Raw genomic sequence first — 26990 nt, forward strand, 5'->3', positions numbered from 1 at the left:
CAAGCGTTTTATTAAATTTTAGCTAAAATTATCACTATCTATGTGCCAGATATGAAATTAATGTGACAAAAAGTCTGAATTAAAACTAAACAAAAATTTCTATTTCGCATACAATGCACATGCTTAAGTTTCTCTGTCAATCTTCTCATCCGATGAGTTGTGTAAGTAATTGATTGATATAAAAAGACTTCTAACTAAATCTTCAGGATAAATTTATGAAAAAGGCTGCATTAGCACTTAGCATCCAAGCTGCATTACTAGCTTCACTATCTTTAAACGTGAACGCTCAAGAAAATGCCCAAGAGCAAGACGATGCAAAACTTGAAAAAATTACTGTTACCGCATTAAAACGTACACAGTCTATTCAAGAAGTTCCCGTTTCAATTGCAACGATGTCGGGAGAGCGTTTTGAAAACACGTTTTCTTCAGGCGACGATATTTTGTCTTTAGCGGCTCGCGTACCAGGTTTATACGCTGAGTCTTCGAACGGACGAGTAGCACCAAGATTCTACATGCGTGGTCTAGGTAACTCAGATTTCGATTTAGCAGCATCACAACCTGTTTCTATTATTATGGATGACGTAGTAATGGAAAACGTTGTATTAAAGAGTTTCCCGCTTTTTGATATAGACCAAGTTGAAGTTATTCGTGGTCCACAAGGCTCACTGTTTGGCCGAAACACGACCGCAGGTATCATTAAGTTTACAAGTCGTAAACCAACCTCAGACTTTGACGCTTATGTTAAAGCTGGTGCTGGCAGTTTTGGACTGGTTAACCTTGAGGGTGCTGTTGGTGGCGCGTTAGCAAGCGACTTAAATGCTCGCTTATCTATGTTGAATCAGTCTAAAGATGATTGGATTGATAATGGCTTCACAGGTGAAAATGACGCATTAGGCGGCCATGATGAAAAAGCTGTGCGATTACAACTGGCTTACAATCCTTCTGAAGATTTAGATATTCTCTTTAACTTCCACAAGCGCTCATTAGAAGGTACATCTTCTGTGATGCGTGCAAATATCCTTACTACTGGAAGTAATGAACTAAATGAAAATTATGATCGTGATACGGTTTGGTATGACGATGGCGACAACAACCCTCAAGAGTATGACCAAGACGGTTTGAGCTTAAATATTAATTACGATTTAGGCGCTTTCACTTTAACCTCGATCACTGCGTTAGAAAATGCAGATGGGCGCTCAAAAGGTGATATCGACGGTGGTTATGTTTGTCAAGATGGCGTTATAAACGAATACTGTACTACTGAAAATCGTAACGGCCCTGGGTTTATTCCTTTTGGTGCAGTTACAGAAGATCGTCTTAATGACTTAAAACAGTTTACTCAAGAGCTTCGCATTTCTAGTAACGGAAATGACCAGTTAACATGGCAAACAGGTTTATTCTATTTTGATTCATCTTTTGGTGTTGAAAGTATAGATGGCTTCTTCGGCGCAACAGAGGTATTTCATGATAACTCTACGTGGGCTATTTTCGGTCAGTCAACCTACGCGGTTAATGATGACTTAACTATCATCGGTGGTCTTCGTTACACGTACGACGAAAAGTCAATTAGCGTGGGTAAGCAGAATGAAGACGGATTTGCAGTTGTTATCGGTGCTGCTTCGATTCAAGAGTACACGCCATTTACTGTTGACGACGGGCAGTGGTCTTGGGAAGCAATGGCTAACTATACTATTGACAATAATATGAGTGTTTATGCTCGTTTATCTAATGGTTTCCGTGCTCAATCAATACAAGGCCGTGATGTCGCTTTTGAAGGTTTTCCGTCAGTTGCTGACGCTGAAACGATTATGTCATATGAAGCAGGTTTTAAAACTGACTTATTTGACAATACACTTCGATTAAACGGTGCTGTTTTCCATTATGTAATCGATGATATTCAATTAACTGCAGTTGGTGGTAATGGTAACAACATTGGACTTACCAATGCAGGTAAAGGTGTAGGCACAGGCTTTGAAATTGATTCAGAAATTCGAGTTAACGAAAACCTAACGTTAACAGCTGGTTTCTCATACAACGACACTGAACTTCAAGATGAAAATTTACTAATTGCAACTTGTGGTTCGGGTGCTTGTACTCCTACAGATCGTTTAAACGAAGATGGGTTTGCGTACGTTGATGGCAATCCTTTCCCTAACGCACCAAAAACGATTTTCACAGCAACTGCTCGTTATGCGATGCCAATTGCTGATGAAGGTGAATTATTTATTTACACAGATTATTCGCATCAAGGTGATACAAACTTATTCATCTATGAAACGAAAGAATACAAAACAGACGGTCAGTTTGAGTTAGGTTTACGTATCGGATACGTTCACTATGATTTAGACCTAGAAGTTGCTGTATTTGGTCGTAACATCACTGATGAAGATAACCTTAAAGCTGGTATCGACTTTAACAACAATACAGGTATTGTTAATGAGCCGATGAGCTGGGGTATCGAAGTTAAGAAGAACTTTTTCTAAACGTTATTCTTAATAAAAAAAAGCCCAAACATTGTTTGGGCTTTTTTGTTTTAATATTGGCGCTTTCTATAAGTTGTTCAACGTTTAAAACTCTTTTAAGATAACTGAATTAAACCGTCATTATTTTCATCGTATTTGTAGCACCAATAGTTTCCATTTTATCGCCATGAGTTAATAAGATTAAATCACCTTTTTTAAGGCGACCCTCTGCTAATAATTCTTTTAGTGCTTCTCTTGCGTCGTCTTCAAATTTTGTTGAGTCAAACATACAAGGGTAAACACCACGGAATAGAGCACAACGATTTAGCGTTTTTTCGTGGCGCGACATTGCATAAATTGGTAATCCCGAACTAATACGAGAGAGTAGGCGAGCCATGCCTCCCGACTCCGTTAGTGCAACAATCGCTTTGATACCTTTCATATGATTAGCTGCATACATAGTTGCCATTGCAACCGTTTCAGATATGTTATCAAACTGAACATCCATACGATGTTTTGAACTTAATACGCTTGGGTGTTTTTCAGCACCAAGACAAACATTCGCCATTGCTTTCACTGTTTCAACAGGAAAATCACCCGCCGCTGTTTCGGCTGATAACATGACGGCGTCAGTACCATCTAATACAGCGTTTGATACATCCATTACCTCTGCACGAGTTGGCATTGGACTAGAAATCATCGACTCCATCATTTGCGTTGCTGTTATCACCGCTTTATTAAGCTGTCTGGAACGTGCAATTAGTTTCTTTTGGACGCCAACAAGCTCTGCATCACCAATCTCCACGCCTAAGTCACCACGAGCAACCATGATTACATCTGAAGCGGATATGATATCGTCAATAGCTTCGTCGGTTGCTACCGTCTCTGCGCGTTCTACTTTTGCAACTATTTTAGGAGAGAAACCGGCTTCTTTAGCAAGCTTACGGGCATATTCCAAATCGGCGCCGTTACGAGGAAACGATACAGCAAGGTACTCAACTCCGATTTTTGCGGCTGTAACTATGTCAGCTTTGTCTTTTTCAGTTAACGCTGGAGCCGTTAGGCCGCCACCTTTTCGGTTAATACCTTTGTTATTCGACAATGGTCCAGCAACGGTTACTTCGGTAAATACCTTTGAGCCTTCTACTGATTCAACTAAAAGTTGCACTCTACCATCGTCTAGCAACAACAAATCTCCCTTCGATACGTCTTTAGGTAAATCTTTGTAATCGATACATACCTGACGTTCGTCACCGGCGTCTTTGTCCATTTCAGCGTCTAAAACAAATTTGTCACCTACGTTGAGGTAAATTTTTGAGTTTTTAAAACGCGAAACTCGAATTTTTGGTCCTTGTAAATCACCTAAAATAGCCACATATGTATTAAGTTTTTTGGCTACTTCCCTTACTCGTAATGCTCTGTCTATATGGTCTTGAGCGCTACCGTGAGAAAAGTTAAGGCGAACTGTATTTACGCCGCTAGCAATAATTTGCTCTAAAACATTATCTCTGTCAGTAGCAGGACCCAAAGTTGAAACGATTTTCGTTCTTCTCAGTACGTTGGACATGTAAGGGAAACTCCATAGGTTGAAATACAATCAAACTGTAATTTAATTACATTTTGAAAGAATAAAATAAAATTACAAGGCTTTATACAGAACTTTGTGAATAAATATTACAGAATGAACTACTAAGAAGTATAGAACAGTAAACAAAAATTAACGGTTTATATCATAAACATGCTAAGTGAAATCGGCATTAAGCAATTGTTAAGGTGAAAAAAAACAGGCATATCAAATATCAATGCCTGCTTTTATAAGTAGTCCTAATGTAACAGTAACTTAGGCTATTAATCTCGCTTGTCAAAACGAGAAGGGCGCAGTGAGTCTTTTACTTTTTTCAGGTTGTCTCTGAATTTTGGCCCGCGTCTCAAGGTAAATCCAGTTGCGAGTACATCAATAATCACCAATTGTGCAATTCTTGATGCCATCGGCATGTAAAGATCTGTGTCTTCAGGAACATCTGGACTTAAACAAATATTACATTCTTTTGCTAATGGAGAGTCTTTAGAAGTTACGCCTATAACCGTTGCATCGTTTTGACGAGCAATCTCAGCTATTTCAACTAATTGTTTAGTTCTACCTGTATGAGAAAAAAGCATTACGACATCGCCTTCGCTACTATTCATGCAATTCATACGTTGCATTACAATATCTTCGAAACAGTTCACTGGTACGTTAAATCTAAAGAACTTATTTAATGCGTCTTGGGCGACAGATGCTGATGCCCCAAGACCAAAAAAAGAAATCTTTTTAGCTTGAGTTAAAATATCAACAGCTCGGTTTACTTGTGAAATATCAATGCTTTTCCGAGCGCTGTTTAAAGAGGCCATTGTTGATTCAAAAATTTTCGCTGTATATTCTTCAGGGCCATCACTTTCATCAACATGACGGTTAACATAGGGCGTACCATTTGCTAACCCTTGTGCAAGGTGCAGTTTAAAATCTGGAAAGCCTTTAGTGTCTAACCGACGACAAAACCTGTTTACGGTTGGTTCACTAACGTCAGCTATTTTTGCCAACGTTGCTATACTAGAGTGTATTGCCTGCTCTGGGTTGTCTATAATAACTTCTGCAACTTTACGCTCAGATTTACTGAATGTTGTAATTTGTAAGTTTATTTTCTCAAGAATATTCATTCTAATTCCTTAAATCCTAACAAGCCTTAATTTACGCTATTATTAGAAACTAATTAAATCCTGCCACTATTTGTGAATTACAGGTTAAAATTAGACTGATATTTATAACAATTCGACTTTATGTAATGCATTAGAAATTAATTACTAATGAAAAACAACAAAATTAGTTAAAAGTTTACTTTTATGTAAAAAAATTACATAAATCGGGTTTACATTGCCTACATTTGTTCGATAGCATTAGAGCTATGTAGTTTAATTACAATAAACTGACCATCTTAGTGGAGTCATCAATGGCCAAAAAATTAAGCCATAAACCTTGCGATTTAGTTCTGTTCGGTACCAAGGGCGACCTTGCGCGCCGCAAATTAATCCCGGCGCTTTATCAACTTGAAAGGTCGCAGCTACTTGCAGAGGATACTAAAATAGTAGGCGTTGCTCGTGACGAACATGACTTGGAAGGTTATAAAAATATTGTATCTGAGAGCCTAGAGCGATTTTTAAAAGAACCGGTTGATAATGATATTAAATCTCGGTTTTTAGCTAGATTAGAGTATTGCCAAGTAGATATGACTCAAGCTGAAGATTATAAACGTATATCTAGCGTTGTTGATCAATCTACAAGAACAATGGTGAATTACTTTTCAACGCCACCTTCTGTATTTGGTGCAATTTGTGACGGTTTAAAATTTGCTGGTTTAGTAAATGAAGAAACTCGAGTTGTCGTAGAAAAACCAATTGGACATTGTTTAGCTTCCTCTAAAGTAATTAACGACAAAATAGCCGAACATTTTACCGAAGAACAAATTTACCGAATCGATCATTATCTTGGCAAAGAGACCGTGTTAAATCTACTTGTTCTTCGTTTTGCAAATGCGATATTTACTAACAATTGGGACCACGAATGTATAGATCACGTTCAAATCTCAGTTGCAGAGTCAGTAGGCGTAGAAGGGCGTTGGGGATATTATGATGACGCAGGTCAAATGCGTGACATGGTCCAAAACCATTTATTACAAATACTATCTTTATTAGCCATGGAACCGCCCGTTGACGTAAGCGCTGACAGTATCCGAAACGAAAAATTAAAAGTATTAAAAGCGCTTAGGCCAATTACAGTCGACAACGCATCTGATAAAACCGTACGCGGTCAATACACGTCTGGATTTGTTAACGGCCAAGCTGTACCTGGTTACCTAGAGGAAGAAGGAGCCAATACAGAAAGCTCCACAGAAACCTTTGTTTCATTGCGAGTTGATATCGATAACTGGCGATGGGCGGGTGTACCGTTTTATCTAAGGACAGGAAAGCGACTGCCAATTAAGGGCACTGAAATCGTTATTCATTTTAAAGAGTTACCGCACAACATATTTAAAGAAACATACAAAACACTGCCAGCAAATAAATTGACAATTCGACTGCAACCTGACGAGGGCGTTGAAATTCATTTAATGAATAAGGTTCCTGGGCTTGGTGAAAAAATGGAACTTCAACAAACAAAACTAGATTTAAGCTTTTCAGATACTTTTAAAAATGACCGTATCGCGGATGCTTATGAACGTTTGATGTTAGAAGCTATGTTGGGTAACCAATCGCTATTTGTTCGTAGGGATGAGGTTGAAGCCGCGTGGACTTGGGTTGACGGTATTTTAGATGCTTGGGATAAATCCAATGAGTCTCCTAAATCATACTCAGCGGGATCTTGGGGGCCTGTAGCGTCAATTGCTATGTTGGCAAAAGACGACAGAGAGTGGGACGAATAAATGAACGCGACAATTAAAAAGTTTTCGACATCTTCAGAATTGAATAATCAATTTGTTAAAGAAATCGTCGAAAAATTATCAGTAGGTATCGCACAAGATGGCCGAGCAAGTTTATTAGTGTCAGGTGGCAATACGCCAAAACCTTTATTTGAAGCACTAAAAGACGCTGAGCTGGACTGGTCAAAAGTAGATATTGCTTTAGTTGATGACCGCTGGGTTCCTCTTACCGATCCTGCATCTAATGAAAGCATGGTTAAAGAGCACTTATTAATCAATAAGGCAGCTGACGCTAATTTTGTTGGTATGAAAACAACGCACACCGATGCGTTTGATGCAGTTGAAGATGTTACCGCTAATTTATCAAAAATTAAAACCCCCTTTGATATTGTGATTTTAGGTATGGGAGAAGATGGTCACACAGCCTCTATTTTTCCATGCTGTTTACAACTAGACGATGGTTTAACGACAGAAAAGCCAATATTAGCAACTCAGCCTACAACAGCACCACACCAACGAATGACATTTAGTCGAACGGCGTTAATGAATTCAAAGCAGCTATATTTACATCTTGTTGGCGAGAGCAAAGAAGCAGTATTAAATCGAGTTGGATCGGAGACTGATGTTCGCAAAGCACCCATCAGTGCATTTTTAAACCAATCTGACGTTCCGATGACAGTTATGTTAGCAACGACTAAATAGTCATTGTTAGGAGATAAAATGAATAAAATTATACAAGAAGTTACTGATCGAATTATTGAGCGTAGTAAAGCGACACGTAAAGCCTATCTTGAAAAAATAGAGCGAGCACGCGAAAAGGGGCCTCATCGTGGCGTTTTATCTTGTGGCAATTTAGCGCATGGATTTGCAGCTTGTAGCACGCAGCAAAAACAAGACTTAACAGCCTTAACTAAAGCCAATGTAGGTATGATATCTGCCTATAATGATATGTTGTCAGCACATCAACCTTACGAAGTGTATCCAGACAAAATTCGTGCAGCAGTTGAAAAAGTAGGATCAGTCGCTCAATTTGCCGGCGGCGTTCCGGCTATGTGTGACGGGGTTACTCAAGGCCAGCCAGGTATGGATCTCAGCTTAATGAGTCGAGATGTAATTGCAATGAGTGCAGCGGTAGGTCTATCACACAATATGTTTGATAGTGCGGTGATGATGGGGATTTGTGACAAGATTGTACCAGGTCTGGTTATGTCGGCGTTGTCCTTTGGCCATTTGCCATTCGTATTTATTCCAGCTGGTCCGATGGAATCCGGTATTCCAAATAAAGAAAAAGCGCGAGTACGTCAGCTTTATGCTCAGGGTAAAGTAGGCCGCGACGAATTATTAGAATCTGAGTCTAAGTCTTATCACTCAGCCGGCACGTGTACGTTTTACGGCACTGCAAACTCAAATCAATTAGTTGTTGAAGTTATGGGTCTGCATTTGCCAGGGTCATCTTTTGTAAATCCAGGTACAGAATTACGTGAAGCGCTTACAGAAGCTGCCGCGATTCAAGCAACACGTATTACTGATTTAGGCACGGATTATATGCCAATTGGTCATATCGTTGATGAAAAGTCAGTAGTAAACGGCATAGTTGCATTGCTTGCAACTGGCGGTTCAACAAACCATACAATGCATTTAGTTGCCATGGCAAAGTCTGCTGGCATTATCGTTAACTGGGATGACTTTGATGCATTGTCATCAGCGACGCCATTACTTACAAAAATATACCCAAATGGTCAGGCTGACATTAATCACTTCCAAGCGGCAGGCGGTATGGCATTGCTAATAAAAGAATTGTTGCGCGGTGGCCTAGTTCATAACGATGTTAATACTATATGCGGTAAAGGGTTAGATAAATATACCAAAGAGCCTGTTATTCGTGACGGTAAGTTAGAGTGGGTAGAGGCGCCAGAGAAATCTCTTGATCCTGAAGTTTTGGCAACTATTGAAACGCCATTTAAAGCGGACGGCGGTTTAAGCGTATTAGACGGCAACTTAGGTCGCGCCGTAATTAAGACATCATCTTTACGTGAAGGTCGAACGCATGTAAAAGCGCCAGCGGTTGTTTTTGAAAGCCAACATGATTTAGATGGTGCTTTCCAAGCGGGTGATTTAGATAAAGACTGTGTTGTTGTAGTGCGTTATCAAGGTCCGCGAGCTGTTGGCATGCCAGAGCTTCACAAACTGACACCACCGTTAGGAGTATTACAAGATAAAGGTTTTAAAGTTGCTCTAGTTACTGATGGCCGAATGTCCGGAGCCTCCGGCAAGGTACCAGCCGCTATTCATTTATATCCGGAGGCGTTAGATGGCGGTTTAATTGCTAAGGTACAAAATGGTGATCTGATTGAAATTGATGCAGAGAACAATTTAGTAAAACTTCATGTTTCTGATGAAGAGTTAGCAAAACGAACGGTGACTCCAAAAGACCTTAGCGCAGAACGTGAAGGTATGGGCCGTGAGATGTTTAATGGCTTGAGGCAGATGTTAACAACATCTGAAGAAGGTGCTAGTTGTGTTTTTCACGAGGCGTAAGGAAAAAATGTCATTACAAGCTTTAGTCGCAGATGTAGGCGGCACTAATATTCGACTGGCAATTGCAAATCTTACTGATTTATCAATGGAGCATGTGCAAACTTATAGGTGTGCAGACTTCGCGAAAATCGATGATGCAATTGAACAATACTTATCTTTTATCGATGCTGACATTCATTACGCATGTATCGATGTTGCATGTCCAGTTACTGGCGATAAAGTCGATTTGACCAATAACCATTGGTGCTTTTCACAAAGCAAAATTGCTCAGAAATTTGGTTTTGATAAGTTGTATGTTATCAATGATTTCACAGCAATTGCAATGGCGATACCTTCACTAAAAGACGAACAAAAGACCCAAGTTGGTGGCGGAGAAGCTCAAGAGCACAAGCCCATTGCGATATACGGTGCAGGTACTGGTTTAGGTGTAGCTCATTTAGTTCATAGTGGACAAAAGTGGATAGCTTTAGGTGGCGAGGGCGGACATGCTGATTTTGCTCCTACCGATGCTGAACAAGTCGCTATTTTGGAGCATTTGCAGCATAAATATACGACCGTGTCTGCGGAACAGTTACTATCTGGCCTGGGCTTAGTTCAAATTTATCAAGCATTATGCGCTATTAATAAACAACCTGAGCAAAACTTTCAACCAGCAGATATTACTACTCATGGTATTAATAATACTGATGAAATGGCTGCAAGTGCGATGCGGGTGTTTTGTAGGATTTTAGGCAGTTTTGGCGGTAATTTAGCGTTAACAATGGCGACTTTTGGTGGTGTATATATTGCTGGCGGCATAGTTCCTCGTTTTATTGACTATCTAAAAACAAGTGAGTTTAGAGCTGGTTTTGAGGCTAAAGGCCGATTTAAACCATACGTTTCTGGTATTCCTGTTTATGTTGTAACCGAACCTCAACCAGGTTTACTGGGTTGCGCAGCTTATATAAAACAAGAATTATAACTACAGCAAACTACAGAGATTTATTTAAGGATTCAAAATGACAGATCGTAAATGGTTAATTGACTCAGCGGAAGTATTTGCTGCTGGACCTGTAGTGCCTGTTTTGGTCATCGACAACGTTGAAGATGCGGTGCCTATTGCAAACGCGTTAGTAGCTGGCGGTATACGTGTACTTGAAGTTACACTTCGAACTCCTGCAGCCATTGATGTAATTAAAGAAATAGCGACACATTGCCCGCAAGCAATTATTGGCGCAGGAACGGTAACTAATGCTAAGCAACTTCAACAAGTTACCGAAGCGGGTGCTAAATTTGCTATAAGTCCCGGCTTAACACCAGAGTTGCTAGATGCCGGCAATGGTGGTTCTATTGCGTTAATCCCTGGCGTATCGTCTATTTCAGAGTTGATGGTAGGACTAGATAAGGGCTATACCCATTTTAAGTTCTTTCCTGCAGAGGCATCTGGTGGCGTACAATCACTAAAATCTATTGGTGGTCCGTTCCCAAATGTTAAGTTTTGTCCAACAGGAGGAATTAACCCCTCTAATTATCAAGATTACTTAGCATTAGACAACGTATTGTGTTGTGGTGGTTCTTGGTTGTGTCCAGATGTAGTGGTTAAAGAGAAACGCTGGGAAGAAATAACTCGTTTGGCTCGCGCAGCTGTCGAGGGACAAATTAAATAGTTATTGATAGCAATAATTGTTTATAAAAGGTAAGCGTCGTGCTTACCTTTTTAATATTGCACTACCTAATTAGCTTTTCGGTATACTTATAATTTGAGTTAGTGTGTGCGATTGTCGCGGTGCTAACGTTTTTGTGGCTGTGTTAGCCATCTCAATACATATCATGTTTTGATAACCCAAATCGTCAAAGTCAGATAGTAGCCGAGCGCCATCTTGCCACGGGTTCCATATCACGACCGAGTCGTGGCCGTTGCCATCGATGATCTTAGAAGTTTTACCATTATGGGCTAAGGTAAGAGGGTTTTGTACGTTTGAATATATGGAGTCAGTCCATTGGCTGAGCACTAAGTCATTTTCCTGATGACTGATTTTATTTTTTAGCTGATCTAAATACACACAGCCATTTAGGCCGCTTATACTGCATTCTTTTATATCATCTACCGCCAAATAGGTATGGATAGCTTGGCTGAAGCTGACTGAAAAATTGGAGATATTTTCGGTATGAAGCTGAATCGATAACGACGTTCCCAGATCTATTTTCATAAACAACGAAAGGTTGTAGATTTCGTATTTGGAATTTACAAAGTCTGGCTGAAGTGTTAGTCGTACGCCAAATTCATCCTCTTCTACTGAAACAAGTGCCCAATTTACTAATCGAGCGTAACCATGTTGCGGAAGAGTTTTATCATCATTAGGTCCAAACCAAGGCCAGCAAATAGGTACTCCACCACGAATAGCTTTGCTGCCGTCTTTTATAGCAGACTTAGATAACCACAACCACTCTTGCCCTTGGTGGTCTTGAAAAGATAAAAGCTGACCGCCAAATTCACTTATTGTTGCAGTGCAACAAGGGTGATCTACCTGATAAATCTTTTGTCCGTTTGATAACTTGGTGGTTACGTACTTTGTTCTCATTATATTCCATCGTTTAAGCACAAAAAAAGCGGTTAAATAACCGCTTTTTATTATAGCTAACTAAAAGCTATTTAGCTTACTTAGAACTTGTTTATTTTGCGTTCATAAATAAAACAGCGTTATCTAACATGCGGTTAGAAAAGCCCCATTCGTTATCATACCAACTCATTACTTTTACGAGGCGACCTGTAACGCGGGTTTCAGTTGCGTCAAAGTTTGATGAGTAAGGGATATGATTAAAATCAACAGAAACTAAAGGCTCTTCGTTAACAGCAAGCACCTCAGCTAAAGATCCGCCTTTGGCGACAGCGTCCTTTATAACTTGATTGATCTCTTCTACTGTCGTGTCACGCTTGGCAATAAACGTTAAGTCTACCAATGATACATTAATAGTAGGGACGCGCACGGCTAAGCCATCAACTTTACCAGCCAACTCTGGAACTACTAGGCCAACGGCCGCCGCAGCGCCGGTTTTTGTCGGAATCATTGACATTGCTGCAGCACGAGCTCGACGCAAATCAGTGTGATAAACATCACTTAAACGCTGATCGTTTGTGTAAGCGTGAATAGTGTTCATTAAACCAGACTCAATGCCTACTGTATCATTTAGAACTTTAGCCATTGGCGCTAAACAGTTGGTTGTACATGACGCATTAGATATTACAGTCATATCGCTAGTTAATATGTCTTCGTTAACGCCGTAAACAATGGTTGCGTCCACGTTCTTACCAGGAGCAGAAATAATCACTTTTTTAGCACCAGCTTCTATGTGAGCACTGGCTTCTTCTTTTGATGCAAAAATACCGGTACATTCAAAAACAACATCTATATCTAACTGTTTCCAAGGTAAATTAGCTGGATTACGTTCTGATGTTACTGCAATTGTGTCTCCGTTAACGGTAATACTATCTTCAGTATTTTGTACTTTAGCGTTAAATCGGCCATGTGCAGTGTCATACTTTAAAAGGTGCGCATTAATACTAGCATCACCTAAGTCATTAATAGCGACAATTTTAAGGTCATAGTCTTTTTCTGATTCATACAAAGCTCTAAGAATATTACGGCCGATGCGGCCAAAACCATTAATTGCAACACGAATTGTCATATGTAACCCTGTAAAAGTGAACTGTAATTTCAAAAGTGTAATAAAATTACATCCAATTGCGTTAAAAGTAAAGCCATGTGCAGTAGTATTTCGAAGCGACTAATACTAAAATACTGTTTTGCAAACGTATGTAGTAGTCAAACTTACGTAAACGACATTATAGTAAGCGCCCATAATTCTGATTGCTTATCTAATCAAAGCTTTTCCCAGCAAGGAATAACAATGAACCAATCGTTGATCGAACAACTGGCGGACGCCCGCGGTATCGAATCTGAGTATACGGATGCTTGGGGAAACCAAGCCATCATTGAGCACACTTCTAAAACAAAAATTCTCGCGGCTATGGGTTATCCAGTTGATGATGAAATTGCGCTATTAAACGTGATTGAAGAGGAAACGAAACAACAATGGTTAACCGTACTAGAGCCAGTAACCGTCTCTCGAGTTGATCAGCCTGTTCCTGTATTTATAAAGCTACCAATTGACTTTGTGAATGACGAGTTAACGTTAAAAGTGTACCAGCAAGGTGCTTTAATTAAAGAAATTAAAGTCGTACCAATCGATAATCAATTAATTGCTAACGTGGAAATCAATGATATTGAAATACAGCAATATTTAATCGAAATAGATTTTCAATTAGATATGGGGTATTTCGACCTTACACTATTAGAGGATGGAAACGATGAACCGCTAGGGGAAGGTCGTTTAATCGTCGCTCCGCAACAATGTTATAAGCAACCAGATATTGTAGATGGCAAAAAGCTATGGGGCCCGAGTGTTCAATTATATTGTGTAAAAAGCGAAAAAAACTGGGGCGTAGGTGACTTTTCTGACTTAGCATATTTAATTGAAAAAGTTGCTGATAGAGGTGCCGATTTTGTTGGTTTAAATCCTATTCATGCCTTATATCCAAACAACGGAAACGCCTGTAGCCCATACAGCCCATCATCTCGTCGTTGGTTAAATGTGATATACATTGATGTGGAACAGGTAGTCGGATTTAGCAACGATCAAAATACTCAAGCGTTAGTTAATAGCGACGCCTTTAAGCAACAACTTCTTCGTGCGAAACAAAGTGAACTGGTTGATTATGAGTCAGTGATGGATTTAAAAATTCGAGCACTCAAACCACTTTATAATTATTTTTTAGAAAATGAACTAAAACAAAAAACCTCTTACGCTGAAGCATTTGCAGCTTTCAAAAAAGACGGTGGCGATAGTCTTTTGCAATTAGCAACGTTTGATGCGATTCAAGACCACTTCAAATCTGAAGGCCGTTATATTGGTGACAACTGGGGTTGGCCTGTGTGGCCAGAAGAGTTTAAAGATTATAATTCAGCTGCGGTAAAGAATTTTGTGACGGAACATGCTGAATTAGTTGATTTTTATGCCTATATTCAATTTGTTGCTTTAACGCAACTGGAAAAAGCTAATGCCGTAAGTGCTGAAAAAGGCATGGCAATGGGAACGTATCGTGATTTAGCGGTTGGTGTAAGTGAGGGTAGTACTGAAATCTGGGCAAATAAAGATTTGTATTGTACTGACGCTTCTGTAGGCGCTCCGCCTGACGTGCTAGGTCCGCTTGGACAAAATTGGGGTCTTCCGCCGATGGATCCAGTTAAACTTTATCAGCAGGCATATCAGCCGATTATTGATTTGTTTCGGTCAAACATGCATGCGTGTGGCGCGTTGCGCATCGATCATGTTATGGCATTACTTCGTCTTTGGTGGGTACCTAAAGGTGAGTCATCTAAGGCGGGTACGTATGTGTATTACCCGGTTGATGATTTGTTAGCTATTTTAGCGTTAGAAAGCCATTTAAATGAGTGTGCCATTATTGGTGAAGACTTAGGTACAGTGCCTGATGATATCGTTGGTAAATTGCAAGAAAATGGCATTCATTCTTATAAAGTGTTTTTCTTCGAACAGGCTGAAGACGGTGGGTTTTTCTCACCTTCACATTATCCAGAACAAGCTATGGCGACTTTAACGACTCATGATATGCCGACGTTAATTGGATATTGGCATTGTAAAGATTTAGAGCTTGGCCAACAAATAGGGTTGTATACCGGTGATGAATTAATGAAATCGTTATATGACGATCGAATTAAGGCCAAACAAGCAATACTAGACAGTCTGCATGGGCATAACAGCGTTTCTGATAATGTAGGACGTGACGCCAACTATGTCGGCATGTCTCAAGAGTTAAACTATGGGCTGCAGTTACACATGGCTAAAGGAGCTACGGCGTTACTTAGTTTGCAGTTAGAAGATTGGTTGCAAATGGATATGCCAGTTAATATTCCGGGCACTAGTGAGGAATATCCAAATTGGCGCCGTAAGTTAAGCGTTAATTTAGAGGATATTTTTAATAAACCTGAAATTAATCAACTAACACATGATTTAACAAAAGCACGATCGCAAGCTTAACTCGTTATAAAACAGCACCATGAGGTGCTGTTTTTGATTAAAACCCGTTTCAATTTATATTAAAACACTAGCTTTATAATGGGTGGTAAAAGTGAATTTAGAAAATAAGCCTAACAATAGCTCAGTACTAGCAAATAGCCTCAATAGTGCAGTTGTTAACCATCCGTTTGACGAATTAGGTTTATTCAAAAATGAGCAAAAGCCAGGCTATGTAATTAAATCGTGGTTTCCTGGAGCGGTTAAAGTTGAACTACTTGAAGCTAAGCGTAATCGCAGGTTAGCGACCTTCGACATTGCAGATGATTTGGGTTTATTCATCTGTGAGTTACCAAAACGACGTAAGGCGTTTCGATATCGCTTAAGAGTCACTAAAAGCCATGCCGGCGGCGTAAAACAAACAATTGTTGATGATCCCTACCAATATAAACAAGAAGCCTATTACGCAGTACATCATGTAAGAGAACGCGCATCGAATATTTACAATCAGTTAGGTGCACAGCTTATTACGCTAGAAAATAGTATGTCAGCGACACGATTTGCTGTTTACGCGCCTCACGCTCAAAGTTGCAGTGTTATAGGTGATTTTAATCACTGGGACGGCCGTGAATTACCAATGGAAAAAACGGATTGCGGTCATTTTGTATTAGTAGTGCCTGGCGTAACGGCTGGTTCAAAGTATAAATTTGAACTTAAAGATCAACATTTACAGCAATTACCTCATAAAGCGGATCCTATTGGCTTTTATCACGACCAATATCCTTCATTTGCCAGCGTTGTTTACGATCATAATCAATACCAATGGCAAGATACAAAATGGCAGAACCGACCAGAACTGAATCATTACCAAGCGCCTATGTCTATTTATGAAGTCCATTTAGGATCTTGGAAAAACAAAACAGCCAGTAATAATAACAACCAGGTACTAAGTTATAATGAGTTAATTGAGGAACTCATACCTTATGTTGTAGAAATGGGCTTTACGCATATAGAAGTATTACCAATAGCGGAACATCCGTTTACCGGTTCTTGGGGATATCAACCAACAGGTATGTTTGCTGCAACATCTAGATTTGGTGATCCTGATGGTTTTAAAGCCTTCGTAGATGCTTGTCATCAAGCTAATATTGGAGTTATCGTTGATTGGGTTCCTGCTCATTTCCCTGAAGACGCGCATGGATTAGCGAACTTTGATGGCACACATTTATACGATTATGAAGATCCTAAAAAGGGTTGGCATCCAGATTGGCAGTCTTGTATTTACGATTTTGGTAAAGATGAGGTTCGTCAGTTTTTAGTAGCAAGTGCCGTTTATTGGTGCGATAAATTTCACGTCGATGGCATTAGAGTTGATGCGGTAGCATCTATGTTATATCTAGATTACTCTAGAAATGAGGGTGAATGGTTACCTAATGTCGATGGTGGAAATCATAACTACGAAGCGATTAGTCTTTTAAAGTGGATGAATCATGAGGTTAAATCATGTTTTCCAAAGTCCATAACAATTGCAGAAGAGTCAACGTCTTATCAAGGTGTTTCTCATTCAATTGAGAAAGGCGGTTTAGGTTTTGATTATAAATGGAATATGGGTTGGATGCATGACAGCTTAGTCTTTATGAACAAAGATCCTATGTACCGTCGCTATCACCACAGAGACATCACTTTTTCAACTGTGTACCAATATGATGAAAATTTTGTGCTACCTCTTTCTCACGATGAAGTCGTTCATGGCAAAGGATCGTTAATCAGAAAAATGCCTGGTGATGAGTGGCAACAGGCCGCAAACCAGAGAGTTTATGCGGGGTATATGTTTGCGCACCCCGGTAAAAAACTTAACTTCATGGGTAATGAATTTGCTCAATTTGAAGAGTGGAACCACAACACCGGCTTATCTTGGGATGCGTTACAAAATGAAAAGAACCTAGGAATGCAAACCCTATATCGTGACTTAAATAATTTATATAAAACGAACAAGGCTTTACATCAGCTTGACTATGATACAAACGGATTTGAGTGGCTTGACCACCAAGATGAGGAAAGGAGCATTTTAGCGTTTATTCGTCGAGACGAGAATGGTAATGAAATTATTGTTATCTGTAATTTTACGCCTATTCCGAGAGACGATTATCGAGTCGGTGTGAGTAACACTGGCACGTATCAGGTGCTGTTAAATACGGACAGTAAGTATTATTGGGGTAGCAATTACAATGTCGGTTATCAACTTGATACAAATTCAATTCCTTGGCAAGGAAAGCAAAATAGTATTGTTATTAACTTGCCTCCACTTAGTGCGCTCTACCTTAGCAAATCGAACATTTCATGAATACTTCTGAAGCAAATAAGCAGTTAACAATTGTTGGTCCCGGAAGTGCCACCGAACTTGGACTGAAGTTTAACAACAGGACAATTAATGTTGCGGTTTATGGCCCTGATGCGGCTCAAATATTTGTACACTTTTTCAAACCAGATACCGAAGAGTTCATTGCTAAAGTTGAACTAACAAGTCGAACGGGAAAAGTATTTCACAGTGAAATACTAGGAGTTGATGACAGTTGGCTGTACGCATTACAGGCAATTCAAAAAGTACCTCAAAAAGGGCATGATATTGATCAACGTTTATTAATCGACCCTTACGCCAAATCCTTGAATAAGGCCTTGGTATGGCAACACACTCAATACGTTCAGAAAAATCCATTTATGTTGCCGAAAGCTAAGATTAAATTAGATGAATTTGACTGGCAAGGCGTGACTAAGCCAAATATACGTCGTCATGAAACGATACTTTACGAACTGCACGTGAAAGGCTTTTCAATTAACAACATGGAAGTAGCGGAAGCTAATAGAGGTAGATACTTAGGTCTTATCGACCCTGCGAGTATTGAGTATATTAAATCGCTTGGCATCACAAGTATTCAATTAATGCCAATTTTCAGTTTTATGTCGGAGCCTAGGCTCCAAACCCTAGGGTTGACAAATTTTTGGGGCTATAACCCGATAAGCTTTTTTGCGCCAGATCATCGATATGCAAATGAGGATGCGGTTGTAGAAATCAAAACCATGATTCGTGAGTTACACCGCAACGGTATCGAAGTTATTCTTGATGTGGTTTACAACCATACAGCCGAGAGTGGTACTGAAGGCCCTGTGTTAAGTTTTAAAGGTTTAGTTGAAGCAGAATTATATTTACGTGATGAAGGCGACTACAACTTTAACTATGTTAATTATTCCGGATGTGGAAATTCCATTAACGCTGATAGTGACTTTGGTATAAAAATTATCATGGACTCATTGCGTTATTGGTTAACGGAAATGCAAGTGGACGGTTTTCGGTTTGATCTTGCCGCAACGCTAGGGCGCAACGGCGACCGCTATAACCGAAAAGCCGCTTTATTTAGAGCCATGGCACAAGATCCTGTAATTAGTGCTGCTAAATTAATTGCTGAACCTTGGGATATTGGGCCAGAAGGCTATCAATTGGGCAATTTTCCTTCGCAATGGTTCGAATGTAATGACCGGTATAGAGATACCGCCAGGCGATTTTGGAAAGGAGACCTTGGTTTAGTGCCAGAGCTAGCAAGTCGTTTGTTAGGATCTCGTGATATTTTTAAAAAAGGTCGACGAAGCCATACCTCTAGCGTTAACTATATTACTTATCATGATGGCTTTACATTGCATGATTTGGTGACCTATCAACACCGAAGAAATGAAGCGAACCTAGAACAAAATAGAGACGGCCATAACGGTAACTTTTCTGAAAACTATGGTGTCGAAGGGGAGACAGATGACATATCGATCAACTCACTGCGACAACAACAAAAACGAAACTTATTAGCTACGTTACTGTTTTCCCAAGGTGTTCCGCACCTTCTTGCCGGGGATGAAGTAAGTCGCACACAAAAAGGAAATAACAACGCGTATTGCCAAGATAATGAAATTAGTTGGTTAAATTGGAATTTAGATATAAGTCAGCAATCGCTTTTGAGTTTTACGCAGTATGTGATCCAAATAAGAAAACGTTTTCCATTGCTTCAACGTTGTTTTTTACATGATGACGACTTTGAACATAGCGATTATCACCACCATGTAAACTGGTTAAAACCTAATGGTGAAAGTAAGCAGATAGACGATTGGCAAAATAATGAAAATCAGTGTTTAGGTTTAGTCGTTGCCGATGACGATCTTGGCTATCAGTTATTGTTAATCCTTAACGCGTCAGAACATCATGTAGACTATAATTTGTGTGATTTTATGTCAGCGCAGAGAATATTGGATACAAGTCTAGTCAACGAATTAAAGGAAGTTACAGTTACTCAGGCTCATTATAACCAATCACCTCGTTCATTGAGCTTATGGCGATTGCCTTTATGACGTTGATATTTAATTTCCAAGCCTTATATAAACTTAGCCATGACTTCTGTATAATTCGGCAAATTTTGAAAGTAACGCTCACTCTAAAGAGAAGTTTATATGACAGATAAATCATCGTTATGTGATATTGGGTTTATTGGATTAGGTGTCATGGGTAAGAATTTAGCCCTGAACTTAGCCGATAATGGTTATAAAATTGCCGCGTTCGACTTAGATACCGAAAAAGTAGAATCCGCTATTCGTCAGGATGAACTTGAACGTAAAAACGGCGACCAACGAATATTCCCTTGCACTTCTTATACTGAACTTCTCTCCAAACTTTCTTCCCCTCATTTAATTATAATTTCTGTCCCTGCTGGAAACCCTGTTGATGATGTGTGTCATAAATTAATTGATGCCGGTATTCAGGCCGACGATATTATTGTTGATACGGGTAATAGTTTATGGACTGATACTGTAGAACGTGAAAAGCGTTACGAAGGTAAGTTTTTATTCTTTACAACTGCAGTCTCCGGTGGCGAAGTAGGTGCTAGGTTTGGAGCATCACTAATGCCAAGCGGCGATCGATATGCTTGGACTCGTATAGAGCCAATGTTTAAAGCGATTGCAGCAAAAGTAGATCCAGCAACAGGAAAACCAATCGAGCGTCACGAGCCTGGTAATCCGGTGCTAGAGGGTGAGCCTTGTGCCACTTATATTGGAGAAGCGGGCTCGGGCCATTATGTAAAAATGGTTCATAACGGTATTGAATACGCCGATATGCAGCTGATTTGTGAAGCTTATAACATCATGCGCACTGGCTTATCGATGGCGCCATTAGAAATCGCGAAAGTATTTCGTGAGTGGAATGAAGGTGAATTAAACAGTTACCTGATTGAAATTAGCGCTGAAGTACTAGAACAAGTTGACCCAGAAACAAATAAGCCATTAGTCGATGTGATTTTAGATAAAGCCGGTCAAAAAGGAACTGGTTTGTGGACCGCAGTAAGTAGTTTACAAGTAGGGGCTCCTTCACCAACTATTACGTCTGCGGTATATGCGAGAGCGTTATCGACGCTAAAAGACGATAGGGTAGCTGCATCTTCCATATTAAAAGGTCCAGAGATTAGTGAATTAGGGCTAAAAAAAGACGAGGTGATAGCGCAACTGCATGATGCCTTATATTGTTCTAAAATTTGTGCTTATGCTCAAGGTTTTCAATTGATGAGCATGGCGGCTAAAGAGCAAGGTTGGAATTTAGATTTTGCCGGGATAGCAAAAATTTGGCGAGCGGGTTGCATCATTCGTGCGGTATTTTTACAGTCGATTACAGAAGCGTACGAGCGAGATGAAGAGTTAGCAAACTTGTTAATTGATCCATTTTTTGCAGACCAAATCGCCAAATATCAAGCAAATTGGCGTCGTACCGTTGCCAACTCATCTATGATGGGTATTCCAATTGGCGCGTTTTCATCAGCGCTAGCTTATTACGACTCTTATCGAAGTGCCGTGTTACCAGCTAATTTACTTCAGGGACAAAGAGACTATTTTGGCGCTCATACATTTGCTCGTGTTGATCAACCTAGCGGTAAGATGTATCACGTTGAATGGAGTGTTGCTGGTAGACCTATCGTTAAGGTTAAATAATAACTTAACGTCTGATCAAAAGGTCACAGGTAATAAAAAGCCGCTTAATTATTTAAAGCGGCTTTTTGCGTTTATGAGCATAACATTACAACTTGTTTGCCCTTAACTTTTCTCTGCAATTGCTGCTTTAATGCATATTCAATAGCACTCGCTTCAAACTTTACATCGATGACTTCGGGCGTTTTTAGCTTGCCTTTACCAACACATTCAAACAACTTTTTACCAATGAAAGCGAGTTTCAATTGAGCACACATATCATCAGATAACCAGGCTCCATTTAATGAAATCGCAATTAAAGTAGGTGCTTTAGTAAACAACTGTTCTTTTTCTATGGGCTCAAAAGGAGTCAAGCAGGCAATAGAACCTGTAAACTTAAGTGCTCCTAGATCTTGTGATGTTGTCTCTCCGCCAATAGTATCAACGATAGCGTCGACACCTCGTTGGCAAGTGATTTCTAAAATACTACTTTGTATGTCTTTATTCGAATAATCAATGACATGCTCAGCACCAAGCTGGCGCAGAAACGGCGCATTTTCAGCTCTTGCTGTGGTTATAACTCTATAGCCAATATTGTGTGCTAACTGAATTGCAAATTGACCGACAGAGCCTGCACCACCCTTTATCAAGACGGTTTGCTCTTCGTGCAAACCTAACCTTTCTAAAGCCATGTAAGCTGTAATACCAGAACTAGGAATAGTTGCCGCTATTTGTGTGGGCACTGATTCGGGGACCTCAATCAACGCATGACTTGGTACAATTACGTATTCAGATAGAACACCTTGCACCTTAACATTATGGTGCCATGCAACACGAGTTCCAATAGCTGGAGCTGCGCCATTACTATTTTGGACAACTGTGCCTACTGCATCTAAACCTATTACATGGGGATAACTCCAACGAGAAAATCCACACTCTGCCAATTTACCGTCAACAGGGTTTAATCCCACCGCGTTAACTTTGATTAAGTGATGACCGTCTTGAAGCGACGGGATTGGTAACGAAATATCAACAACTTTAAAATCGTCACTGGCCTCGTTTATCGCAATCGCTTTCATCATCGGCAAATTTTTATGTTGCTTAGTAGGTTTAGATGCATTCATTAAAATTACTGCTCAGTCGCTTTTTTATCAGTTTTACTTACCAACATGTAAAACACCGGTGTAAACAATAAGCCAAATACTGTTACACCTATCATGCCGGAAAATACTGCAATACCCATAGTTTCTCGCATTTCAGCGCCGGCACCAGTTGCTAGTACAAGTGGGACTACACCTGCTGTAAACGCAATTGAGGTCATCAAAATAGGGCGCAAACGTAAACGACATGCATCAACAATGGCATTAAACGTAGTTGCTCCGGCATCTGCTTTTTCTTTGGCAAACTCCACCATTAAAATTGCATTTTTACAGGCTAATGCCACCAAAACAATAAGTGCAATTTGGGTAAAGATGTTGTTATCACCGGATACAAACCAAACTCCAATTAATGCTGACAATATGGTCATTGGTACAATTAATATTATTGCCAAAGGTAACCTTAAGCTTTCGTATTGTGAAGCAAGAACCATAAATACCAGTAAAACAACGAGCGGAAATACATAAACCATTGTATTGCCTGCCAATATTTGTTGAAAGGTAACTTCAGTCCACTCAAACGCCATACCATCATCCAAGGTCGCTGCAAGAACTCGTTCAATAGCTTGTTGGGCTTGAGCCGATGAGTACCCAGGTGCAGGTGAACCATTAAGTTCTGCTGAAGGGTAACCATTATAATGCATAACTCGGTCTGGTCCCGTTGTAGGTGTAACCTTTAGGATACTTCCTAGAGGGATCATATGACCTTGAGCGTTACGAACTTTATATTGCAAAATTTGCTCTGGATCGGCACGAAACTCAGCTTCCGCCTGCGCGTTTACTTGGTATGTTCTGCCAAACAAATTAAAGTCGTTAACATATACCGAACCCAAGTAGATTTGCAGCGCATCAAAAACATCATTAAGCGGTATGCCTTGCAGTAACGCCTGCTCTCGATCTATTTCAATATCCATCTGTGGAACCTGAATACGGAAGGTTGAGTAGATCCCTGTTAGAGCCGGCTCTTTATACGCTGCTTGGATTACCGTTTGAAGATTATTAAATAAGGCTTCATAACCCAAGTTTGCTCTATCTTCTATTTGTAACTTAAAGCCACCTGTTGTACCTAAACCTAATATTGGTGGAGGAGGGAACACAGCGACAAAAGCTTCATCAATGCCGTAAAACGCGCCGTTTAACCGACCGGCAACAGCCATCGCTGACAAGTCCGGAGTTGTTCGGTTTTCAAAGTTATCTAGTGTAACGAATACAATACCGCTGTTTGAGCTGTTAGAAAATCCATTTACTGATAAACCAGGAAATGAAACCGTATGAATTACGCCTGGTGTTGCTAAAGCAATTTTTTCCATTTCTTTCACAACAGCTTCTGTTCTATCTAAACTAGCTGCATCTGGAAGTTGCGCAATAGCCACTAAATACTGCTTGTCTTGAGCAGGTATAAACCCTCCTGGAATAGAGGTGAACACCTTGCCAGTTAAGCCTAACAAGCCGACATAAAGGACTAATACGATTGTTGAATAGCGAATTAGTTTTTTGACAAGTGCAACGTATCCGTCAGAAGCTTTATCAAACATCCTATTAAACGGAGCGAATAACCACTTACCAAACGCTTTATCTAGAACACGAGTCAACCAATCAGGTTTAGCACCGTGAGGCTTCAATAGAATAGCCGATAATGCTGGTGATAAAGTAAGTGAATTAAACGCGGAAATTAACGTCGAAATAGTAATAGTTAAGGCAAACTGCTTATAAAATTGACCAGTTAAACCAGTAATAAACGCAGTTGGAATAAATACAGCACATAATACTAACGCTATAGCAATTATTGGCCCCGTTACTTCCGTCATTGCTTTTTTGGTCGCTTCGAATGGGGAAAGTCCATCACCAATATTACGCTCAACGTTCTCTACCACCACGATAGCGTCGTCAACAACAATACCAATGGCTAATACTAAGCCAAATAATGACAAGGTATTAATCGAAACACCAAGCCACTGCATAGCAGCAAAGGTTCCGACTAACGAAACTGGCACAGCAATAAGTGGGATGATAGATGCACGCCATGTTTGCAGGAATAGTATTACAACAATAACAACCAATAAAACAGCTTCAAATAACGTTGTTATCACGGCATCAATTGAACCACGAACAAAAATAGTTGGGTCATAAACAATGTCGTACTCTACGCCTTGCGGGAACCTTGTAGAAAGTTCTTTCATAACTTCACGAACACTGTCAGACAGGTCAATAGCGTTAGAGCCTGGACGTTGAAAAATAGGTAACGCAACTGCTGGCTGACTGTCTAACATTGCACGAAGCGTGTAATTATTTTGACCAAGCTCAATACGAGCAATGTCGCTCAATCGAGTTACAGCACCGTTATCGCCAACTTTTATAACTATGTCGTTAAATTCATCAACGCTACCCATTCGGCCTTTAACGTTTAATAAAATTTGGAACTGCGTGTCTGACGAAGTTGGTTGTGCTCCCAGTGTACCAGCCGCTACTTGTCTGTTCTGTGCGCGCACGGCATTCACAACATCAGAGGCGGTGAGTTTGCGCTCAGCAAGTTGTTCTGGGTTTAACCAAATTCTTAAGGCGTACTGACCGCCACCAAAGACTCGAACGTCACCAACCGATTCTAGTCGGGTGATCTGGTCTTTGACGTAAATATCCGCGTAGTTTGATAAATAACTTATATCGTGGCTACGTTCAGGGGAGTATAAATGGACAACCATAGCCAAGTCAGGTGATGACTTTTCGGCAATAACGCCAAGTCTTTGAACTTCTTCTGGTAAACGAGGTACCGCACTGTTAACACGGCTTTGAACTTGTTGCTGAGCTTTATCTAAGTCCGTTCCAAGCGCAAAAGTAATAGTTAACGATAAACGTCCATCGCTGGTTGCTTGTGAAAACATGTATAACATGTTCTCAACACCGTTAATTTGTTGCTCAAGAGGCGTAGCAACTGTTTCAGCAATGACCTTTGGATTTGCGCCAGGGTAACTTGCGTTTACAACAACCGTTGGAGGAACAACCTCTGGGTATTCACTAACCGGTAACTGCATTAGTGAAATAGCACCAGCAATAAAAATTATCAGCGATAACATGACCGCAAAGATGGGCCGGCTTATAAAAAAGTGTGAAAATTTCATATTACTTGGCACCCATTACACTAGTAGTGGACTTTAAATGTGTTAAGAAATCACTCACTAATAAGCTTTTTGGTAATTCAAGCTCAACCTGTTTAGGGTTAATTGGCATACCAGGTCCTACTTTCGCAGGGCCATTTGCCGCAATTTTTTCACCTGCTTTTAAGCCACTAGTAACAATTCTAAAATCACCTAAACGTTTACCTACTTGAATTGGGCGATAGGTAAGGGTGTTTTCATCGTTAACAACAAGAATAAATTTATTTTTTAAGTCGGTACCGATAGCACGTTCAGGAACAATAATTTGTTGTGAAAAGTCTGTAGGAGCGATACTAACACGAGCAAAAGCACCTGGTAGTAATGCACCAGACTCATTATCGAAAACAGCGCGCACTTTAATAGTACCTGTGCTTGAATTAATCATATTATCGATAAAATCTAGGTTACCAAAGATGGCTTTTTTAGAACCGGTCAATTCCATACGCACAGGCAGACCAATTAAGTTGTTCAGCGAGGCAAACTTATTGTTCCAAGTACGCTCGTCAATTTCAAAATAGGTCTCAATAGTATCGCTAGCGACAATATTAGTAAGAACGGTTTCTGTCGCGCGTACTGTGTTTCCTTTAGTATGGTAAGCCAAAGATATCTTTCCAGATATAGGCGCTTTTATATCACTAAAGTCTAAATTCAAGCGGGCTATATTTAACGAAGACTCAATTGAATCAACGTCAGCACTACGTTGATCAAAAAGAGCGCGGCGTGCATCAACTTGTTCTACAGAAATTGCTTTAGATTCAGCCAGCGACATTCCTCGCTCATATTCGCTCTTCGCTTGACGAAGTGCAGCTTTACTTCGTTTTAGTTGCGCTTCTAAGTTTTTAAGCTCTGCTTGATACGCTCGTTTATCAAGTGAAAATAAAATATCACCTTCTTTAACATAGGATCCTTCTGTAAAGCGGACGGATTCAATAATGCCAGTAACGCGCGGTCGAAGTTGCACTTCTTCTGGAGCAACGGTGCGAGTTGTAAAAGTATGCCAATCAGTAATTTCAATGGATGAGACTGTAGCAACGTCGATCATCGGTGGTGGTGGTGCACCATTTCCTTGTTGTGTTTTAACCTCAGCGCAACCAATTACGCTGGCAAGTGCTAAACTAAGCATTCCAAATTTTAAAGTTCTTGTCATAGTATTCTCCTAAGTTG

At 40.0% G+C, this 26990-nt stretch carries 17 protein-coding genes; 10 read left to right on the forward strand and 7 right to left on the reverse strand.

The window, feature by feature from the left end; genetic code table 11:
* Nucleotides 1-215: 215 nt before the first annotated feature.
* Nucleotides 216-2483, forward strand: coding sequence for a TonB-dependent receptor (locus ACZ1GV_RS05580; protein ID WP_472675599.1), 2268 nt, complete (start codon nucleotides 216-218; stop codon nucleotides 2481-2483).
* 109 nt (nucleotides 2484-2592) lie between these two features.
* Here ACZ1GV_RS05580 and pyk read toward each other — a convergent pair whose 3' ends face one another.
* Both pyk and ACZ1GV_RS05590 read right to left on the reverse strand, forming a co-directional pair.
* A complete protein-coding gene (gene pyk / locus ACZ1GV_RS05585) occupies nucleotides 2593-4029 on the reverse strand; it encodes a pyruvate kinase (protein ID WP_472675600.1) in 1437 nt (478 codons plus the stop codon).
* 281 nt (nucleotides 4030-4310) lie between these two features.
* Nucleotides 4311-5159, reverse strand: coding sequence for a MurR/RpiR family transcriptional regulator (locus tag ACZ1GV_RS05590; RefSeq protein ID WP_155693520.1), 849 nt, complete (start codon nucleotides 5157-5159; stop codon nucleotides 4311-4313).
* A gap of 290 nt (nucleotides 5160-5449) precedes the next feature.
* On the opposite strand from ACZ1GV_RS05590, the gene zwf reads away from it, so the two are divergent.
* Genes zwf through ACZ1GV_RS05615 form a run of 5 tightly spaced genes read left to right on the forward strand, consistent with a single transcriptional unit; the run spans nucleotide 5450 to nucleotide 11100 of the window.
* Complete coding sequence (gene zwf / locus ACZ1GV_RS05595) at nucleotides 5450-6919, forward strand: glucose-6-phosphate dehydrogenase (RefSeq protein WP_472675601.1); 1470 nt, start codon at nucleotides 5450-5452, stop codon at nucleotides 6917-6919.
* Nucleotides 6920-7618: a 6-phosphogluconolactonase gene (pgl, locus tag ACZ1GV_RS05600; RefSeq protein ID WP_472675602.1), complete on the forward strand. Its 699-nt coding sequence runs from the start codon at nucleotides 6920-6922 to the stop codon at nucleotides 7616-7618.
* Nucleotides 7619-7636: 18 nt separating this feature from the next.
* Complete coding sequence (edd, locus tag ACZ1GV_RS05605) at nucleotides 7637-9454, forward strand: phosphogluconate dehydratase (protein WP_472675603.1); 1818 nt, start codon at nucleotides 7637-7639, stop codon at nucleotides 9452-9454.
* Nucleotides 9455-9461: 7 nt separating this feature from the next.
* Nucleotides 9462-10415, forward strand: coding sequence for a glucokinase (locus ACZ1GV_RS05610; protein WP_472675604.1), 954 nt, complete (start codon nucleotides 9462-9464; stop codon nucleotides 10413-10415).
* A gap of 37 nt (nucleotides 10416-10452) precedes the next feature.
* Nucleotides 10453-11100: a bifunctional 4-hydroxy-2-oxoglutarate aldolase/2-dehydro-3-deoxy-phosphogluconate aldolase gene (locus tag ACZ1GV_RS05615; RefSeq protein WP_472675605.1), complete on the forward strand. Its 648-nt coding sequence runs from the start codon at nucleotides 10453-10455 to the stop codon at nucleotides 11098-11100.
* Between the two features lie 69 nt (nucleotides 11101-11169).
* On the opposite strand, the gene ACZ1GV_RS05620 is transcribed toward ACZ1GV_RS05615, so the two are convergent.
* Both ACZ1GV_RS05620 and gap read right to left on the reverse strand, forming a co-directional pair.
* Nucleotides 11170-12015, reverse strand: coding sequence for a D-hexose-6-phosphate mutarotase (locus ACZ1GV_RS05620; protein ID WP_472675606.1), 846 nt, complete (start codon nucleotides 12013-12015; stop codon nucleotides 11170-11172).
* Nucleotides 12016-12106: 91 nt separating this feature from the next.
* Nucleotides 12107-13120 carry a type I glyceraldehyde-3-phosphate dehydrogenase gene (gene gap, locus ACZ1GV_RS05625; protein ID WP_472675607.1) on the reverse strand — a complete coding sequence of 338 codons (1014 nt, stop codon included), beginning with the start codon at nucleotides 13118-13120 and terminating at the stop codon, nucleotides 12107-12109.
* A 222-nt stretch (nucleotides 13121-13342) separates the two neighbouring features.
* Here gap and malQ point away from each other — a divergent pair, with 222 nt between their 5' ends.
* The 4 genes from malQ to gndA all read left to right on the forward strand — a co-directional run bounded on the left by malQ (nucleotide 13343) and on the right by gndA (nucleotide 21541).
* Nucleotides 13343-15550: a 4-alpha-glucanotransferase gene (gene malQ, locus ACZ1GV_RS05630; RefSeq protein WP_472675608.1), complete on the forward strand. Its 2208-nt coding sequence runs from the start codon at nucleotides 13343-13345 to the stop codon at nucleotides 15548-15550.
* 91 nt (nucleotides 15551-15641) lie between these two features.
* Nucleotides 15642-17870: a 1,4-alpha-glucan branching protein GlgB gene (gene glgB, locus ACZ1GV_RS05635; protein WP_472675609.1), complete on the forward strand. Its 2229-nt coding sequence runs from the start codon at nucleotides 15642-15644 to the stop codon at nucleotides 17868-17870.
* The gene (gene glgX, locus ACZ1GV_RS05640) at nucleotides 17867-19915 is read left to right on the forward strand and encodes a glycogen debranching protein GlgX (protein ID WP_472675610.1); all 2049 of its coding nucleotides are present in this window, start codon (nucleotides 17867-17869) and stop codon (nucleotides 19913-19915) included. Before glgB ends, glgX begins: the two co-directional genes overlap by 4 nt.
* A gap of 99 nt (nucleotides 19916-20014) precedes the next feature.
* Nucleotides 20015-21541 carry an NADP-dependent phosphogluconate dehydrogenase gene (gene gndA, locus ACZ1GV_RS05645; RefSeq protein ID WP_472675611.1) on the forward strand — a complete coding sequence of 509 codons (1527 nt, stop codon included), beginning with the start codon at nucleotides 20015-20017 and terminating at the stop codon, nucleotides 21539-21541.
* Between the two features lie 71 nt (nucleotides 21542-21612).
* Here the strand turns inward: gndA and ACZ1GV_RS05650 are convergent, their stop codons facing one another.
* From ACZ1GV_RS05650 to ACZ1GV_RS05660, 3 genes are read right to left on the reverse strand one after another with little or no spacing between them, the layout of a single operon-like run.
* The gene (locus ACZ1GV_RS05650; RefSeq protein WP_472675612.1) at nucleotides 21613-22641 is read right to left on the reverse strand and encodes a zinc-binding dehydrogenase; all 1029 of its coding nucleotides are present in this window, start codon (nucleotides 22639-22641) and stop codon (nucleotides 21613-21615) included.
* 5 nt (nucleotides 22642-22646) lie between these two features.
* Complete coding sequence (locus ACZ1GV_RS05655; RefSeq protein ID WP_472675613.1) at nucleotides 22647-25790, reverse strand: efflux RND transporter permease subunit; 3144 nt, start codon at nucleotides 25788-25790, stop codon at nucleotides 22647-22649.
* Nucleotide 25791: 1 nt separating this feature from the next.
* Nucleotides 25792-26973, reverse strand: a complete 1182-nt coding sequence (locus ACZ1GV_RS05660; protein WP_472675614.1) for an efflux RND transporter periplasmic adaptor subunit — start codon at nucleotides 26971-26973, stop codon at nucleotides 25792-25794.
* Nucleotides 26974-26990: the final 17 nt, after the last annotated feature.

Source organism: Psychrosphaera sp. HA2-10, from assembly GCF_055693745.1.